Here is a 15,448-nt window from a genome sequence, read left to right on the forward strand (position 1 = left end):
GGGTGACCGATTCTCCCGCGCGGGCCAACGAGTTGGCGCAGTTCGCCAGCGAAATCTCTTTCGATCTCGACCCTTTCCAGCGGACCGCCTGCGCGGCGCTGGAGGACGGGCACAGCGTGCTCGTGTGCGCCCCGACCGGCGCGGGCAAGACGATCGTCGGTGAGTTCGCGGTCCATCTCGCGCTGGCCTCGGGCGGCAAATGCTTCTACACCACGCCGATCAAGGCGCTGTCGAACCAGAAGTTCGCCGACCTGACCGCGCGCTACGGCCGCGACAGCGTCGGCCTGCTCACCGGGGACCAGTCGATCAACCCCGACGCGCCCGTGGTCGTGATGACCACCGAGGTGCTGCGCAACATGCTCTACGCGTCCTCGGATTCGCTGCGGGGACTGTCCTATGTCGTGATGGACGAGGTGCACTACCTGGCCGACCGGTTCCGCGGCGCGGTGTGGGAGGAAGTCATCCTGCACCTGTCGGCGGACGTGCGCCTGGTGAGCCTGTCGGCGACGGTGTCCAACGCCGAGGAGTTCGGCGCGTGGATGGAGACCGTGCGCGGTGACACCGCCGTGGTGGTCGACGAGACCAGGCCGGTGCCGCTGTGGCAGCACGTGATGGTCGGCCGGCGGATGTTCGACCTGTTCGACACCAAGTCCAGCGACCAGAAGGTGCTGGTCGACGAGGACCTGGTGCGGTTCATCCGCCAGCGCGAGGCCGCCGACCGGATGCAGGGCTACGGCGGTCCGCGCGGGCGCGGTGGTCGCGGCAACTTCCGCCCGCTGCCGCGTCCGGAGGTGCTGGCTCGCCTCGACGAGGAAGGCCTGCTGCCGGCGATCACCTTCATCTTCAGTCGCGCGGGCTGCGACGGCGCGCTGGCCCAGTGCCTGCGCGCCCGCCTCGACCTGAGCAGGCCCGACGACGCCGCCCACATCGACGAGATCATCGAGAAGCACACCGGCGACCTGCCCAAGGGCGACCTCGAGGTGCTGGGCTACTGGGAATGGCGCGAGGCGCTGCACCGCGGTCTGGCCGCCCACCACGCCGGCATGCTGCCCGCGTTCCGGCACACCGTCGAGGAGCTGTTCGTCAAGGGCCTGGTGCGGGCCGTGTTCGCCACCGAGACGCTGGCGCTCGGCATCAACATGCCCGCGCGGACCGTCGTGCTCGAGCGCCTGGTGAAGTTCAACGGTGAATCGCACGCCGAACTGACGCCGGGGGAGTACACCCAGCTCACCGGTCGGGCGGGCAGGCGCGGCATCGACGTCGAAGGCCACGCGGTGGTGCTGTGGCAGCCCGAGGTCGACACCAGCGCGGTCGCGGGCCTGGCCTCCACCCGCACCTATCCGCTGCGCAGTTCCTTCCGCCCCGGGTACAACATGTCGATCAATCTGATCGACCGGATGGGCGCGCAAGAGGCGCGAGCGCTGCTCGAGCGGTCCTTCGCCCAGTTCCAGGCCGACCGGTCGGTCGTCGGGCTGGTGCGCGGCATCGAACGCAACCAGGGCGCGATGCGCAAACTGGAGAGCCAGCTCGGTGGCGTCGACGGCGGGTTCATGGAGTACATGTCGCTGCGCGAGCGGATCAAGCAGCGCGAGCGCGAGATCCAGCAGCAGGGTCGCGCCGATCGACGCGGTGCCGCCGTCAAGGCCCTGATCGAACTGCGCCGCGGTGACGTGGTGGCGATTCCGTCGGGCAGGCGGGCCGGGCTCGCGGTGATCCTGGAACCCGACCAGACTCCCGGCGACCCGCGTCCGCTGGTACTCACCGAGGACCACTGGGCGGGCCGGGTCTCGGCGGCGGACTTCCCCGTGCCCGCCGAAGCGCTCGGGCACATGCGGTTGCCACGGCGCGTCGATCACCGCACCGCGCGCATCCGCCGCGACCTGGCCTCGGCGCTGCGCAGCACCGGGATCTCCGCGCCGGGCAGGCGCAGGCGCAACGATCACACGCGCGGCGGCGAGGACCGTGAACTGTCCACGCTGCGCCGCAGCCTGCGCTCGCACCCGGCGCACAACCGGCCCGACCGCGAACAGCTCAGCCGCACCGGCGAGCGCTACGCCCGGCTGGCGCGCGAGACCGAGTCGATGCGCCAGAAGGTTGCCGCGACGACGAATTCGCTGGCGCGCACCTTCGACCGGATCGTCGGGCTGCTCGAGGAACGGGGGTTCGTCGAGCACGGCGAGGTGACCGCCGACGGCAGGCGGCTGGCCCGGATCTACGCCGAGAGCGATCTGGTGGTCGCCGAGGTGTTGCGTCAGGGGCTGTGGCGCGGGCTGGGTCCGGCCGAACTCGCGGCCGTGGTCTCCACGCTGGTCTACGAGTCGCGCCAGGAAGGCGGGTTCCTCACCGCGTCCGGCCCGACCGAACCGATCCGCCGGGCGGTCGGCGCGACCATCGAGGTGTGGACCCAGCTGCGCTCCGACGAGGCGCGGCACAAGCTGCCGCCGACCCGCGAACCCGACCTCGGTTTCGTCACCGGCGTGTACAAGTGGGCTCGCGGCGACGCATTGGCCGAGGCGTTGCTGGCCAGTGGCGATCAGGGCACGCCGCTGTCGGCGGGCGATTTCGTGCGCTGGTGCAGGCAGGTCATCGACCTGCTCGACCAGATCCACAACACCGCCGACGACCCCGAGGTCGCGGCCACCGCCGCCAAGGCGGTCCGTGCCGTTCGGCGGGGTGTCGTTGCGGTGGACGCCGCGTAGTGGATATGTCTGTGATTTGATTTCTTGGCGTACCGACCGTGATGGCGGAGTCGTGCGAAAGCGGCTGGCCTGGCGCGGGGGGCTACCGTATGTACAACGATGCGAGTGGAGGCGAGTGGATGAGCGGCCCGTACGGACCGAATGGCCCAGGGGAGGGAAGCAACGATCCCACCCAGCACTGGGGAGGTCAGCAGGGGGCCGGTGGCGCCGGTCCCACCCAGCACTGGGGTGGTGGGCAGCAGCCGCAGCAGGCCCAGCCCACCCAGCACTGGGGTGACCCGAACGCGCAGCAGCCGCAGCCGCAGTGGGGTCAGCAGCCGCAGCAGCCTGCCCAGCAGCCGCAGTGGGGACAGCAGCCGCAGCAGCCAACCGGCCCGCAGCAGCAGTGGGGGCAGACCCAGCCGCCGCCGCAGGACTGGAACGCCCAGGGCGCCAACGCCGGGCAGCAGTGGGGTCAGCAGCCGCAGCAGCAGTGGGGACAGCAGCCGCAGCAGCCCGGTCAGCAGCAGTGGGGCCAGCAGCCCCCGTCGTCCGGCGGCAAGGGCAAGGGCCTGGTGATCGGTCTGATCGCGGCGGGCGTGCTGGTGCTCGCCGCCGTCGTCGGTCTGCTCCTGGTCGTGTTCTCCTCCGACGAACTCGACTCCGCCGCCGTGCAGGACGGCGTCTCGCGCGTGCTGAAGGACTCCTACGGCATCGCCGACGTTTCCGACGTGTCGTGCCCCTCGGGTCAGGAGGTGAAGGTCGACGCGACCTTCACCTGCGATCTGAAGGTCAGCGGTGAGGCGAAGAAGGTCACCGTCAAGATCACCAAGGACGACGGCACCTACGAGGTCGGTCGCCCGAACTAGGCTGCCGCACCAACGATGTCCGGGCCGTCCGCGGGTACGCGGGCGGCCCGGCGTCGTGTCAGCGGTGGGCCGCCGTCAGCGCGGTGACGAGCCGGGTGATCGGGCTCTCGGCGTTGTAGGCGCTCGCCAGGGCGAGCAGCCGATCGGGGTCGGCCGGGGTCGCGGGCAGCGTGTCGGGCCCGGACAGGATCACCTCGGCATCGCGCACCACCTGCACGACCGGCGCGGCGACCTTCAGGTAGTCCTGGGCCGCAACCAGTTTCGCCCGCACCCCCTTGGCGAGGTCGGATCCGGGATCGTCGACCGCGGCCAGCAGGGCGTCGAGCGAACCGAACTTCGAGATCAGCTGCGCGGCGGATTTGTCGCCGATGCCGGCGACACCGGGCAGTCCGTCGGAGGCGTCGCCGCGCAGGGTCGCCATGTCGGCGTAGGCGGGTCCCGCGTTCTGTTCCGGCACACCGTATTTCGCCGACACCTCGACGGGGCCGAACAGTTCGGCCTTGGCCAGGCCGCGGCCCGCGTAGAGGACTCGCACCGGCGGCGCGGGCTCGTCGCGGACCAGCTGCAGCAGATCGCGGTCACCGCTGACGACGACCACCGGATCGGTGCGTTCCCGGCTGGCCAGCGTGCCGAGCACGTCGTCGGCTTCGAGCCCCTCGGCCCCGCCGGTGGCGATCCCGGCGGCCGCGAGCACCTCGAGGATCATCTCGACCTGTGGGGTGAGCGTGTCGGGCACCTCCTCGGCGCCCGGTGCCGCGCCGGAGCTGGTGTCGAGCCGGTGCGCCTTGTACGACGGCACCAGCGCCACCCGGAACGGCGGCCGCCAGTCCAGGTCGAGCCCGACCACCAACCTGCTCGGCCGGTGCTTGGTGATCAGCGAAGCCACCATGTCGGTGAATCCGCGCAGCGCGTTCACCGAGCGTCCATCGTCGGCCCTGAGCTTGTCGGGGATCGCGTAGTAGGCGCGGAACCACAGGCTGGCGCCGTCGAGGATCAGCAGGGGCCCACGGGAGGTCTGGTCAGCGGTCACGGGGTCGATTGTGCCCCGAAAGCTCCGTCCGGCGCCCGCCGCGCGGCACGCGCGTCCGGTGCCCGGGAGAATCACGCCGTCCTGGGCCCGTGCGCCCGCGGCGGGTAACGTCGGATCCTATGAGCGCGCACACGGATGCCAGGTTCGCGGCGAATGTCTACGGTCAGCGGCTGGAGCGGGCGGTCGAACTGATGCGCGCGGCGCATCTGGACGCCCTGCTCATCACCCCGGGTCCCGATCTGCGGTACCTCATCGGATCGGCCGCCGAATCCTTCGAACGGCTCACCTGCCTGGTGATTCCCGCCGACGGTTCGACGCCGTCGGTGGTGATCCCGAAACTCGAGCTGGCCTCGCTCGACGGCTCGGCCGCCGGTGAGCTCGGTCTGCAGATCCTGGACTGGGTCGACGGCGTCGACCCGTATCAGCTGGTGCGCTCGACCCTGCACGCCGGCTCGCGCATCGCCGTCGCCGACGCCATGCCCGCGCTGCACCTGATCCCGCTCGCGGAATCGACCACCGGCCTGCCCGCCTCGGCGACGCCGGTGCTGCGGCAGTCACGGATGATCAAGGACGAGGCCGAGATCGAGGCGCTGCGCCGGGCGGGCGCCGCCATCGACAGGGTGCACGCCAGGATGGGCGAATTCCTGCGTCCCGGCCGGACCGAGGTCGAGGTGGGCGCCGACATCGCCGCCGCCATCGTCGAGGAGGGCCATACCGAGGCGGCGTTCGTCATCGTCGGCAGCGGCCCGCACGGCGCCGACCCGCACCACGGCGTCTCCGACCGGGTGATCGAGGCGGGGGACGTCGTCGTCATCGATATCGGCGGCCCCGTCGAACCCGGCTACTTCTCCGACTCCACCCGCACCTACGTGCTCGGGTCGCCGAGCAAGCAGGTCGCCGAGCAGATGGCGCTGCTCGAGGCCGCCCAGGCCGCCGCGGTGGCCGCGGTACGCCCGGGGGTGACCGCGGAGTCCATCGACGCGGCCGCGCGCACCCTGCTGGCCGACGCGGGCCTGGGCGACGCCTTCGTGCACCGCACCGGCCACGGCATCGGCCTGTCGGTGCACGAGGAGCCCTATATCGTGGCGGGCAACGACCTGGTGCTCGAACCGGGCATGGCGTTCAGCATCGAACCCGGCATCTACTTCCGCGGGAAGTGGGGCGCCCGGATCGAGGACATCGTGGTCGTCACCGCCGACGGCGCCGAGTCGATGAACAACCGCCCGCACGGTCTGACCGTCCTGTAGGCGGCGCGGGCTACTTCAGGGTGCTCGACGACAGCACCTGGCGCACCTGGATCGCCACCACGACACGGGTCGGGTTCTCCCGTGGCACCCGGTAGCGGGCGGTGTAGCGGCGCACGGCCTCGGCCACGTCGTCGGCCTCGGTGAGCACGGTCGCCGGTCCTTCGAGGGTGAGCCAGCGCGGCCCCTCGACCTGACTCACCGCCGCGTATCCGCCCCGTGCGGCGTTGCGCGCCTTCACCGACGCGCCGTCGGTGATCACTCGCGCGATCCCGCTGTCGGGATCCCAGGTGAAGCCCACCGCGACCACGTGCGGGGTGCCGTCGGCGCGCAGGGTCGTCAGGGTGGCCAGGTGCCGCTCGGTGACGAAGTCGAGGGCGGCGGGGGAGAGCTGTGTCGTGGCGGTCGGCATGGGGGAAACGGTAGTCGGGGCGATCGGCGTCGCGCCGCACGGGTTTGGGCTCCGGCCACCCGATGTCCCGCCTCGGCGGCGGATGACAGACTGAGCCCATGGGAACGCAGCAGAACGAGGGACCCGTGCTGGTCCTGGGCGGGCGCAGTGAGATCGGCGTCGAGGTGGCGCGCCGACTGGCGCCCGGACGGGTGGTGATCCTGGCCGCCCGCCGGTCCGGCGCGCTGGACGCCGAGATCGAGCAGGTACGCGCGGCCGGCGCGACCGCCGTGCACACCGTGGAATTCGACGCCGACGACACCGCCACGCACGCCCCGCTGCTGGAGAAGATCGCCGCCGAGCACGGCGGCATCGGCACGGCCGTGGTGGCTTTCGGCGTGCTCGGCGATCAGGCACGCGCCGAACAGGATCCGGCGCACGCGGTCGCGGTCGTGCACACCGACTACGTCGCCCAGGTCAGCATCCTGACCACGCTCGCGACGCTGCTGCGGGCCCAGGACGCCGGGCAGATCGTGGTGTTCAGCTCCATCGCCGGAGTGCGGGTGCGCCGCGCCAACTACGTCTACGGCTCGGCCAAAGCGGGACTCGACGGCTTCGCGAGCGGGCTCGGTGACGCCCTGCACGGCACCGGCGTCCAGCTGCTGCTGGTCCGGTCCGGCTTCGTGATCGGCCGGATGACCACCGGCATGGAACCCGCGCCGATGGCCAGCACCCCCGGTCAGGTCGCCGACGCCGTCGTGCGTGCCCTGGGCAAGGGCAAGACCTCCGTGGCGGTGCCCGGCAGGCTCGCGGTGATGTTCTTCGTGATGCGGTTGATGCCGCGGTTCGTGTGGCGCCGGATGCCGCGGTGACCGAGTCGGCCTGGGCGGGTTCCCCGATCGTCGTCCTCGGCATCGGCGCCGACGGCTGGTCCGGGCTCGGTGAGCCGGCGCGCACCGCCATCGCCGCGTGCGAGGTCGTCTTCGGTTCGCCGCGTCAGCTGGCCCTGCTCCCGCCGGGCGACGCCGAAGCGGTGCCGTGGCCGAGTCCGCTGCTGCCCGCCCTGCCGGAGTTGTTCGCGCGCAACGCCGATCGGCGCATCGGCGTGCTCGCCAGCGGCGACCCCATGTTCTACGGCATCGGTGTCACCCTGGCCCGCCGCTTCGGCGCGCGGTCGCTGCGGGTGTTTCCGCAGCCGTCCTCGGCGTCGCTGGCGTGTGCCCGGCTGGGCTGGCCGCTGGCCGAGGTCCCCGTGGTGAGCGTGGTTGCCCGGCCGTTGCCCACGGTGCTGCCCGAACTGGCCGAGGGCCGCAGAGTGCTGGTGCTCAGCCAGGACGAGTCCACGCCGCCGCTGCTGGCGCGGTTGTTGCGCGACAACGGGTTCGGCGCGTCCACGCTCACCGTGCTCGAACAGCTGGGCGGGCCCGCCGAACGGGTGGTCACCGGCACCGCGGCACGCTGGGCCCATCCGCACGGCGACCCGCTCAACGTCGTCGCGATCGACTGCGTCGCCGAGCCCGGCGGCCGTCGGGACACCCGCCTGCCCGGCCTGCTCGACTCCGCCTTCAGCGGCGACGGTCAGCTCACCAAAGCCGAGGTCCGGGCCCTGACGGTCACCGCGCTGGCCCCGGCGCCCGGCGAGACGCTGTGGGATGTCGGCGGTGGCTCCGGCAGCATCGCGATCGAATGGTGTCGCACCCATCCGCTGTGCCGGGCCGTCACCTTCGAACGGCTCCCCGCGCGCCGCGAACAGATCGCGGTGAATGCCGCCGCGCTCGGCGTTCCCGGAATAACGGTCGGGGGCGAGGTGCGCTCGGAGTTTGCCCAGCGGGAATTCCCGGCACCGGACGCGATATTTCTCGGCGGCGGGCTCACCCAGGACGGCGTGTTCGAGCAGTGCTGGCAGCGGCTGCGTCCGGGCGGTCGCCTGGTCGCCAACGCGGTCACCGCGGAATCGGAAGCGCAGCTGCTGGACTGGACCGCCACCCACGGCGGCGCCCTGCGGAAATTCCAGATCTACCGGGGTGAACCGCTCGGTGGGTTCACCGCGTGGCGGCCGCACCTCCCGGTCGCCCAGTGGATCGTCACAAAACCCGCTGGTTAGCGGCGCGCGACCCGGAATTTCCGATCACGGACAAATCACGCGCAGATCACGGTGACGGCGTTCACGCAGGGTCCCGACGCCCTGAAAGTTACGAACCGAAGGTGTAAGAAGCGTGCCTCGGGGGTAGGGTCGTGGCCGTTCCGGGTAAATCCCGCCGGTTCTCTTTTTTCATGATGGGAAGTGACATGAAGTACGCGAAGTTCACCGCACCCGCGCGCCCGTTGCTGGTCGAGGCGGGTTCGGCCGACGTCTGCGGGCAGTTCTGAGGGTCCTGATCCTCGGCGGCACGGGCGAGGCCCGGGAGCTGGCGCGGATCGCGTCCGGTGAACGGGGACTCGATATCGTGTCCTCCCTCGCCGGGCGGGTCGCCCAGCCGCGGTTGCCCGTCGGTCCGGTGCGCATAGGTGGGTTCGGTGGTGTCGAGGGCCTCCGAACCTGGCTACGCGAGAACGCGATCGACGCCGTCGTGGACGCGACCCATCCCTTCGCGGCGCAGGTCAGCTCGCATGCGGCGACCGCGGCGGACGATCTCGGCATCCCCGCGCTGCACCTGCGGCGCCCCGAATGGGTGCAGCGTCGCGGTGACCTGTGGACGCGGGTGCCCGATCTGAGGTCGGCCGCCGCCGCGCTGGCCGAGCACGGCGAACAGGTGCTGCTCACCATCGGCAGGCAGGGCGTCGGCGCCTTCGCCGGCTGCGGGCGGCACCGGTTCGTCATCCGCTCGATCGACGCACCCGCGGCACCACTGCCCCCGCGCTACGAATTGCTGCTGGCCCGGGGGCCGTTCACCTTCGACGACGAACTGGTGCTGATGTCCCGGCACCGGATCGATGTGCTGGTCACCAAGAACAGCGGTGGCGAGCAGACCGAGGCGAAGATCTTCGCGGCCCGCACGGCGGGCCTGCCGGTGGTGATGATCGACCGGCCGCCGCTGCCCGCGGGCGCGGTGACGGTGGAAGAGGTCGGCGCCGCCGTGGACTGGCTGCACGACGCCGCGTCACCTCGGGTGCGCTGAGTCGCTCACTGCGGTCGCGGCCCGGTGAAGATGTGCGGGAGCTGGTCGAACCAGTGCAGGACCGCCCGTTCGTAGGCGATGCCGAATTCGAGGGTGGCGCGCTGGTGCGGGGCGAGCGCGGTGGGGTCCTCGTCGAGGTAGCGGTCGAGCCGATCCTGGTGGATGTTCTTGTTGGCGGCGATGATCCGATCGCGATGCGCCGGCTCGAGATGTTCGCCGAAGGACAGCGTGAGCAGCAGCGGCACCCGGATCGTCTCGGCGCCGGGATCGCGGGCGATCCATTCGGCGAAGGCCTCGCGGCCGGTGTCGGTGATCCGGTAGGGCGTGCGTTCCCTGGCGCCGCGTTCGCCCTTGGTCACCAGGCCGGCGGCGTCCATGGTGGTCAGCTCGCGGTAGACCTGACTCTGGGTGATCGTCCAGAAGTCGCCGATCCGTTGCTGGGCCTGGGTCGCGAGGTCCCAGCCCGACATCGGGCCTTCGTGCAGGAACCCCAGTAGCGAGGCCGCGGTGGAGTTCAGCGGGCGGCGTCGAGTCGCGGTATCGGTCAACGGTCAACTCCCTTCGAACGACATTCCTAAGTGGAATGTTACGCCTGGGTGCGCTGTCCACCAAGACCGCAGGTGTTGCGGTGTGTTCGCCGGTGCGGCGGTGACCCGGTCGACCGTCGTGCGGGTCACCGCCGCGCGGCTCGATCAGCGCGAGGCGAGGGTGACGGTGTCGCCGTCGCCGAGCTGGTACTGCGCGAGCGAGGTGCCGTCGACGAGCTCGACGTCACCGTCGACCAGCAGTCGCTGCTGCTCCACGGGGATGCCGGTCTGCTCCTCGACGAGCACCTTCAGGGTGTCGACGGGCGCCGCCGCGTCGACGGTGACCGCGAAACCGGCCCCGTCGGCGTTCGTGACCGCCAGCGTGAGCGACTCCGCGATCGGTGCCGCGGGCGCGCCGGGCAGACCGGGCGAGGCGGGCGCAGCAGGGGCCGCGGGCGCTCCCGATACCCCGGGAGCCGAGGATTCACCCGGTGCCGCGGATTCGCCCGGTGTCGCGGGGGCGCCGGGTGTCGCGGGTGCGCTGGGAGGCGGTGGTGCGGGCTGTGCCGACGCGATGGCGGGGACGACCAGGGCCGCGACCGGCGCGGCCAGTACCACTGCGGTCAGTCCGGTCGCCACCGCGTGGCGTAAGGAAGTGGTGCGACGTGCGTGGTGCTGAACTCTCATCGTGGTGAGTCCTTTCATCGTCCGCGAGGACGCGTTGGGGAATCGAACCAGGAAACGAGATGTCACGCTTGTGCCATGGCGGGACGGGCCCGCCGCACCCCAGTGTGCCACCGCACACCCGGGATCCGGCTGACCTCGCGGGTGTCCTCGTGGCGGGCGGCCGTGCTAGACGGTCGTGCCGTAGCGCCGGGAGGTGAACACGCGGGTGCCCTCCCTGGTCTGGAACGCGGCGGTGGTCGACGAGCCGATGATCAGCAGCGTCCGCATGTCGACCTCGTCGGGATCGAGCTCGCCGAGGGTGATCACCCGGACCGACTCGGTCGGCCCGCCGACATCGCGCCCGAGCACCACCGGCGTCTCCGGCGCCCGGTGCGCCAGCAGCACATCGCGCATAGCGCCCACCTGCCAGCGGCGTTGCGAGGAGGCCGGGTTGTAGATGGCGATCGCCATATCGGCGGCCGCGACGGCCGAAAGACGCTGGGCGACAACGTCCCACGGCTTGAGGCGATCGGAGAGCGAGATCATCGCGTAGTCGTGCCCGAGCGGCGCGCCCACCCGGCTCGCGACGGCATTGGCCGCGGTCAGGCCGGGCAGGACCCGCACCGGCACCTGCTCGAACTGCGGCTCGGCCGACACCTCGAGGACCGCGGCGGCCATCGCGAACACCCCGGGATCGCCCGAGGACACGACCGCGACCCTGGCGCCCCGCTTGGCCAGATCCAGCGCCATGGCGGCCCGTTCGGATTCGACCTTGTTGTCGCTGGCGTGCCTGCGCTGACCCGGCCGCACGGGCACGCGGTCGATGTAGGTGGTGTAGCCGACGAGGTCGGTCGCTTCGGCCAGTGCGGTGGTGACCTCCGGTGTCGTCCACGCGGTGTCGCCGGGGCCGAGCCCGACCACGACGACCTCGCCCGCCGTCGCGGGAGCGGCCGGGGTGGCCTCGGTGGCGCGCGCGGCCTTGTCGCGGGCGACGATCGGCGTCGTCGGTGCCGGACCGGGCACCAGGGTGATCGCGAAGTAGGGCACGTCGGCCGCGTCGACGTCGGCGGCGGCCATCACCCGTTCGCGGGTGCTGCTGGCCCGCTCCACGTAGTAGGCGTCGTCGAGTCGGCCGGAGTCCGACAGTGCCTGGCGCACACCGGGATAGGTGCGGCCGAGCTTCATGATCGCGGCGGCGTCGGTATCGCGCAGCCGGCGGGTGAGCTCCTCGACCGGCATCGTGCCCGGGAGCACGGTGAGCACCTGCTCGCCTTCGACCAACGGGGTGCCCAGCGCCGCCGACGCCGCGCTGACCGAGGTGATGCCGGGGACGATCTCGGCCTCGAACCGGTCGGCCAGCCGGCGATGCATGTGCATGTAGGAGCTGTAGAACAGTGGGTCACCGGCGGCCAGCAGGGCCACGGAGCGCCCGGCGGCCAGGTGCACGGCGAGCCGGGCGGCGGCCTGCTCGTAGAACTCGTCGATCGCGCCCTGATAGCCGCCGGGATGGTCGGTGGTCTCGGTGGTCACCGGGTAGACCAGGTGCTCCTCGATCTGGCCCGGGCGCAGGTAGGGCTCCGCGATTCCGCGCGAGATGCTGCGACCGTGCCGGGCGCTGTGGAAGGCCACCACATCGGCGGCGGTGATCAGGCGGGCCGCCTTCACCGTCACCAGTTCGGGATCGCCGGGGCCCAGGCCGATGCCCCACAGTTTGCCGGTGCTGATCTCGCTCATTCCTGTTCGCTCGCGATCGCGTTGAGGGCCGAGGCGGTGATCGCGCTGCCACCGCGACGGCCACGTACGGTGAGGTATTCGATCCCGCCGAAGTCGATGAGCGCCTGCTTGGATTCGGCGGCGCCGATGAAGCCGACCGGGATGCCGATGATCGCGGCGGGCGTCGGCGCGCCCGCGTCGAGCATGTCGAGCAGGTGGAACAGCGCGGTGGGGGCGTTGCCGATGGCGACCACGGCGCCGTCGAGCTGATCGCGCAGCAGTTCCAGCGCGGCCACCGACCGGGTGTTGCCCAGCTCGGCGGCGAGCGCGGGCACCCGTGGGTCGGTGAGGTTGCACAGCACCGCGTTGTCGGCGGGCAGGCGCTTGCGGGTGACGCCCGAGGCGACCATGTTCGCGTCGCAGATGATCGGCTTGCCCGCGTGCAGCGCGGCGCGCGCGGCGGCGACCACGCCGGGCGAGTAGGCGATGTCGGCGGCCAGATCGACCTGCCCGCAGCCGTGGATCATGCGCACCGCGACCCGCTCGACATCGGCGGGGAAACCGGCCAGGTCGGCTTCGGCGCGGATCGTCGCGAACGAGCGCCGATAGATCTCGGCCCCGTCGGTGAGGTAGCTGGTACGCACATCGGACATGCGGACAACCCTAGAACCTGTGTCCGACCGCCTTTCCGTCGCGGTGCTTCAGGTGCGCGGCCGCTCGAGGATGCGGGACATCACCAGCGAGCTGCGGGTGCGGCCGACGCGCGCGTTCTCCCTGATCCGCTCGACCGTCACCTCGATCTCGGCCATGTCGGTGGCCATCACGTGCACCAGCGCGTCGGCCTCGCCCGCGATCGTCCACACCCCGACGACCTGCGGTATCGGTTCCAGGGTGCGGCGCAGCTCGGCGGGGGAGATGTTGTCGCGGTAGTAGACCTCCACGTACGCCTCGGTCGTCCAGCCCAGCGCGGCCGGATTCACCTGCGCGGTGAACCCGGTGATCTGCCCGCTGGCGACCATCTTGTCCACCCGCCGCTTCACCGCCGGGGCCGACAGCCCGACCACCGCGCCGATCTCCTGGAACGAGGCGCGCGCGTGGGTGAGCAGCACCGACAGGATGCGCCGATCGATATCGTCCACGTCACTCCTTCGCCCGGCGAAACACAAGATTTCTCCATTCTGGCATCGAAATGCGCAACGAATCGGTGTTCCCCGTGCAACGCGCGCACATTTACCTTCGTAGGAACTATCGATCCGCGCAGCCACCGGGAGTCCTGATGACCGCCGCAGCCCCTCTTCGCGCCACCCCGTCCGCGCGGGTCGCCCCGGCGCCCGCGCGGGTCGCCACCCCGCGCCGCTATGTCATGTGCAGGCCCGACCACTTCGCGGTCGCCTACGCGATCAATCCGTGGATGGATCCCGCCGCGCCCGTGGACCGCGCCCGCGCGCTGGCCCAGTGGGAGATTCTGCGGGCGGTGCTCGAGGACCACGGGCACACCGTGGAGACCGTGCCCGGCGAGCCCGGCCTGCCCGACATGGTGTTCGCCGCCAACAGCGGGATCGTGATCGGCGGGCACGCGCTCTCGGCCCGCTTCGCCCACCCCGAACGGGCCGCCGAGGGCCCGGCGTTCCATCGCTGGTTCGCGGCCAGGGAACTGCGCGCGCTCGCGCCCGCGGCCGAGACCAACGAGGGCGAGGGCGATTTCGCCTTCGCCGGCCGACGGATCCTGGCCGGGGTCGGCTTCCGCTGCTCGCTGTCCGCGCACGCCGAGGTCGAGCGGTACTTCGAGTTGCCGGTGGTGTCGCTGGAACTCATCGATCCGCGCTTCTATCACCTCGACACCGCGCTGATGGTGCTCGACGACTCGACCATCGCCTACTACCCGGGCGCGTTCGGTCCGGCCGCCCGCGACGTGCTGGCCGCGCTCTACCCGGACGCGATCCTGGCCGAGGAGAACGACGCGCTCTCGTTCGGCCTCAACGGCGTCAGCGACGGTCACCACGTCTTCCTCGACCCGGGCGCCACCGGTCTCATCGCGGCCCTCCGGGAACGGGGTTTCGCGCCGGTGCCGGTCGACCTGTCCGAACTGCGCAAGGGCGGCGGCGGCGTGAAGTGCTGTGTGCTGGAGCTGCACACCCGCCGCGACACGACCGCCGGGTAGCCGGGACCGGGCGCGCACCGGCCACATACTGTCCGGGTGGCACACCCGGAGGAGACCACGGCGGAACGGCGCGCCAGCTGGACCGAACTGTTCTTCGATCTCGTCGCCGTCGCGGGGATCGGCCAGCTCACGCACCTGCTGCACCGGGGTCCCTCGCTGAGCGAGTTCGGCCTGTACGTGCTGCTCTCGCTCGCGTTCTGGGTGGTGTGGGCCTGTGTCACCGTGTACAGCAACGTCGCGGGCGAGCAGGCGCGCACCGCGCTGGTGTTCGGTTGCATGTTCGGCCTGTGCGTGATGATGGCCTCGGTCGACGGGATGCCCGACCAGCACGCGAACGTCTTCGCCGCGATCTACGTGTTGGTCCGGATCGCGTCGTCCTCGGAGTGGGGACGCGGCCAGGTGGTGGTGGACTGGCCGATCGCGCAGATCGGCTCAGGGACGCTGCCGTGGGTGATCTCGCTGTGGGTGCCCGCGCCGTGGAAGTTCGTGCTGTGGGGTGTCGGCCTCGCGATCGACCTGTGGGTGATGTTCACCGTCGACGCCGAACGCTTGATGCTCGAGACGCAGCGACGGGTGCGCGCCCGAGTGCGCCGTCGTCGTCCGGGCGCGCCCCGGCCGCCGCGTCGTCGGTTGCCGCGCCTGCAGATGCTGCACGCGGATCCGGGGCATCTGGGCGAGCGCCTCGGTCAATACCTGATCATCGTGCTCGGTGAGGGCGTGATCTCGGTGATCGCGGCGGTGGCGGTGGAGGAGTGGACCGTGCCGGTCGCGGTGATCGGGGTCTGCGCCTTTCTGTGCCTGCTCGGCATGTGGGGCCTGACGCTGCACTACGGGTTCGTGCCGCGGATGATGGACGCCTCGACCGCCACCATCGACGTGACCCGGCATCGGGTGATGGCCACCCACTGCGCGCTGAGCGTGGCGGTGGCCACCGTCGCGGCCGGGCTCGGGCTGGTGGCCGCGCATCCGTCCGGGCACCTGCCCGCGGGCATCGGCTGGGCCCTCGGCGGCGGCGCCGCGGCGTTCTTCCTGGTCTGCGGTCTGGGCGGG

The 15,448-nt window shown here is 71.4% G+C and carries 15 protein-coding genes; 8 read left to right on the forward strand and 7 right to left on the reverse strand.

All coding sequences use genetic code 11. From position 1 onward, the window contains the following. Positions 1-2: 2 nt before the first annotated feature. Together V8688_RS12085 and V8688_RS12090 are read left to right on the forward strand one after the other, a co-directional pair. On the forward strand, positions 3-2,699 hold the full coding sequence (locus tag V8688_RS12085; RefSeq protein WP_218718302.1) for an RNA helicase: 2,697 nt from the start codon (positions 3-5) through the stop codon (positions 2,697-2,699). 119 nt (positions 2,700-2,818) lie between these two features. After that, on the forward strand, positions 2,819-3,547 hold the full coding sequence (locus V8688_RS12090; protein ID WP_218718301.1) for a DUF4333 domain-containing protein: 729 nt from the start codon (positions 2,819-2,821) through the stop codon (positions 3,545-3,547). A 58-nt stretch (positions 3,548-3,605) separates the two neighbouring features. Here the strand turns inward: V8688_RS12090 and V8688_RS12095 are convergent, their stop codons facing one another. After that, positions 3,606-4,577: a 5'-3' exonuclease gene (locus V8688_RS12095; protein ID WP_316575160.1), complete on the reverse strand. Its 972-nt coding sequence runs from the start codon at positions 4,575-4,577 to the stop codon at positions 3,606-3,608. Between the two features lie 119 nt (positions 4,578-4,696). Here V8688_RS12095 and V8688_RS12100 point away from each other — a divergent pair, with 119 nt between their 5' ends. Next, entirely contained in the window at positions 4,697-5,824 is a 1,128-nt protein-coding gene (locus V8688_RS12100) for a Xaa-Pro peptidase family protein (RefSeq protein ID WP_218718299.1), read from the forward strand. Positions 5,825-5,834: 10 nt separating this feature from the next. On the opposite strand, the gene V8688_RS12105 is transcribed toward V8688_RS12100, so the two are convergent. Then, positions 5,835-6,233, reverse strand: coding sequence for a TIGR03618 family F420-dependent PPOX class oxidoreductase (locus tag V8688_RS12105; RefSeq protein ID WP_342800814.1), 399 nt, complete (start codon positions 6,231-6,233; stop codon positions 5,835-5,837). 98 nt (positions 6,234-6,331) lie between these two features. On the opposite strand from V8688_RS12105, the gene V8688_RS12110 reads away from it, so the two are divergent. From V8688_RS12110 to V8688_RS12120, 3 genes are all read left to right on the forward strand, one after another. Beyond that, a complete protein-coding gene (locus V8688_RS12110; protein ID WP_218718297.1) occupies positions 6,332-7,084 on the forward strand; it encodes an SDR family NAD(P)-dependent oxidoreductase in 753 nt (250 codons plus the stop codon). After that, entirely contained in the window at positions 7,063-8,316 is a 1,254-nt protein-coding gene (cbiE, locus tag V8688_RS12115; RefSeq protein ID WP_342800815.1) for a precorrin-6y C5,15-methyltransferase (decarboxylating) subunit CbiE, read from the forward strand. The genes V8688_RS12110 and cbiE overlap by 22 nt, the downstream gene beginning before the upstream one ends. A 250-nt stretch (positions 8,317-8,566) precedes the next feature. Beyond that, positions 8,567-9,331 (forward strand): cobalt-precorrin-6A reductase, encoded by a 765-nt coding sequence (locus V8688_RS12120; RefSeq protein WP_218718348.1) that lies wholly within the window; start codon positions 8,567-8,569, stop codon positions 9,329-9,331. Positions 9,332-9,336: 5 nt separating this feature from the next. Here the strand turns inward: V8688_RS12120 and V8688_RS12125 are convergent, their stop codons facing one another. From V8688_RS12125 to V8688_RS12145, 5 genes are all read right to left on the reverse strand, one after another. Then, positions 9,337-9,879: a PadR family transcriptional regulator gene (locus tag V8688_RS12125; RefSeq protein ID WP_218718295.1), complete on the reverse strand. Its 543-nt coding sequence runs from the start codon at positions 9,877-9,879 to the stop codon at positions 9,337-9,339. A gap of 144 nt (positions 9,880-10,023) precedes the next feature. Beyond that, positions 10,024-10,545: a ubiquitin-like domain-containing protein gene (locus tag V8688_RS12130; RefSeq protein ID WP_218718294.1), complete on the reverse strand. Its 522-nt coding sequence runs from the start codon at positions 10,543-10,545 to the stop codon at positions 10,024-10,026. Positions 10,546-10,710: 165 nt separating this feature from the next. Next, the gene (locus tag V8688_RS12135) at positions 10,711-12,258 is read right to left on the reverse strand and encodes a precorrin-2 C(20)-methyltransferase (RefSeq protein ID WP_218718293.1); all 1,548 of its coding nucleotides are present in this window, start codon (positions 12,256-12,258) and stop codon (positions 10,711-10,713) included. Further along, positions 12,255-12,890 carry a precorrin-8X methylmutase gene (locus tag V8688_RS12140; protein WP_218718292.1) on the reverse strand — a complete coding sequence of 212 codons (636 nt, stop codon included), beginning with the start codon at positions 12,888-12,890 and terminating at the stop codon, positions 12,255-12,257. Before V8688_RS12140 ends, V8688_RS12135 begins: the two co-directional genes overlap by 4 nt. Before the next feature lie 48 nt (positions 12,891-12,938). Further along, positions 12,939-13,376, reverse strand: a complete 438-nt coding sequence (locus V8688_RS12145; RefSeq protein WP_218718291.1) for an Lrp/AsnC family transcriptional regulator — start codon at positions 13,374-13,376, stop codon at positions 12,939-12,941. Positions 13,377-13,513: 137 nt separating this feature from the next. Between V8688_RS12145 and ddaH the strand changes: the two genes are divergently transcribed. Together ddaH and V8688_RS12155 are read left to right on the forward strand one after the other, a co-directional pair. Continuing rightward, positions 13,514-14,398: a dimethylargininase gene (ddaH, locus tag V8688_RS12150; RefSeq protein ID WP_342800816.1), complete on the forward strand. Its 885-nt coding sequence runs from the start codon at positions 13,514-13,516 to the stop codon at positions 14,396-14,398. A 36-nt stretch (positions 14,399-14,434) separates the two neighbouring features. Beyond that, a partial coding sequence (locus tag V8688_RS12155) for a low temperature requirement protein A (protein WP_342800817.1) occupies positions 14,435-15,448 on the forward strand: 1,014 nt, incomplete at its 3' end.

Origin of the sequence: Nocardia sp. No.11 (assembly GCF_038752175.1) — a bacterium.
In the GTDB taxonomy this organism is placed as follows: domain Bacteria; phylum Actinomycetota; class Actinomycetes; order Mycobacteriales; family Mycobacteriaceae; genus Nocardia; species Nocardia canadensis.

Excerpts from the sequence above, each read along its gene's own strand:
- V8688_RS12090 (WP_218718301.1), top strand. The coding sequence starts at position 2,819 with ATGAGCGGCCCGTACGGACCGAATGGCCCAGGGGAGGGAAGCAACGAT.
- V8688_RS12100 (WP_218718299.1), top strand. The coding sequence starts at position 4,697 with ATGAGCGCGCACACGGATGCCAGGTTCGCGGCGAATGTCTACGGTCAG.
- V8688_RS12105 (WP_342800814.1), bottom strand. The coding sequence starts at position 6,233 with ATGCCGACCGCCACGACACAGCTCTCCCCCGCCGCCCTCGACTTCGTC.
- V8688_RS12110 (WP_218718297.1), top strand. The coding sequence starts at position 6,332 with ATGGGAACGCAGCAGAACGAGGGACCCGTGCTGGTCCTGGGCGGGCGC.
- V8688_RS12130 (WP_218718294.1), bottom strand. The coding sequence starts at position 10,545 with ATGAGAGTTCAGCACCACGCACGTCGCACCACTTCCTTACGCCACGCG.
- V8688_RS12135 (WP_218718293.1), bottom strand. The coding sequence starts at position 12,258 with ATGAGCGAGATCAGCACCGGCAAACTGTGGGGCATCGGCCTGGGCCCC.
- V8688_RS12140 (WP_218718292.1), bottom strand. The coding sequence starts at position 12,890 with ATGTCCGATGTGCGTACCAGCTACCTCACCGACGGGGCCGAGATCTAT.
- ddaH (WP_342800816.1), top strand. The coding sequence starts at position 13,514 with ATGACCGCCGCAGCCCCTCTTCGCGCCACCCCGTCCGCGCGGGTCGCC.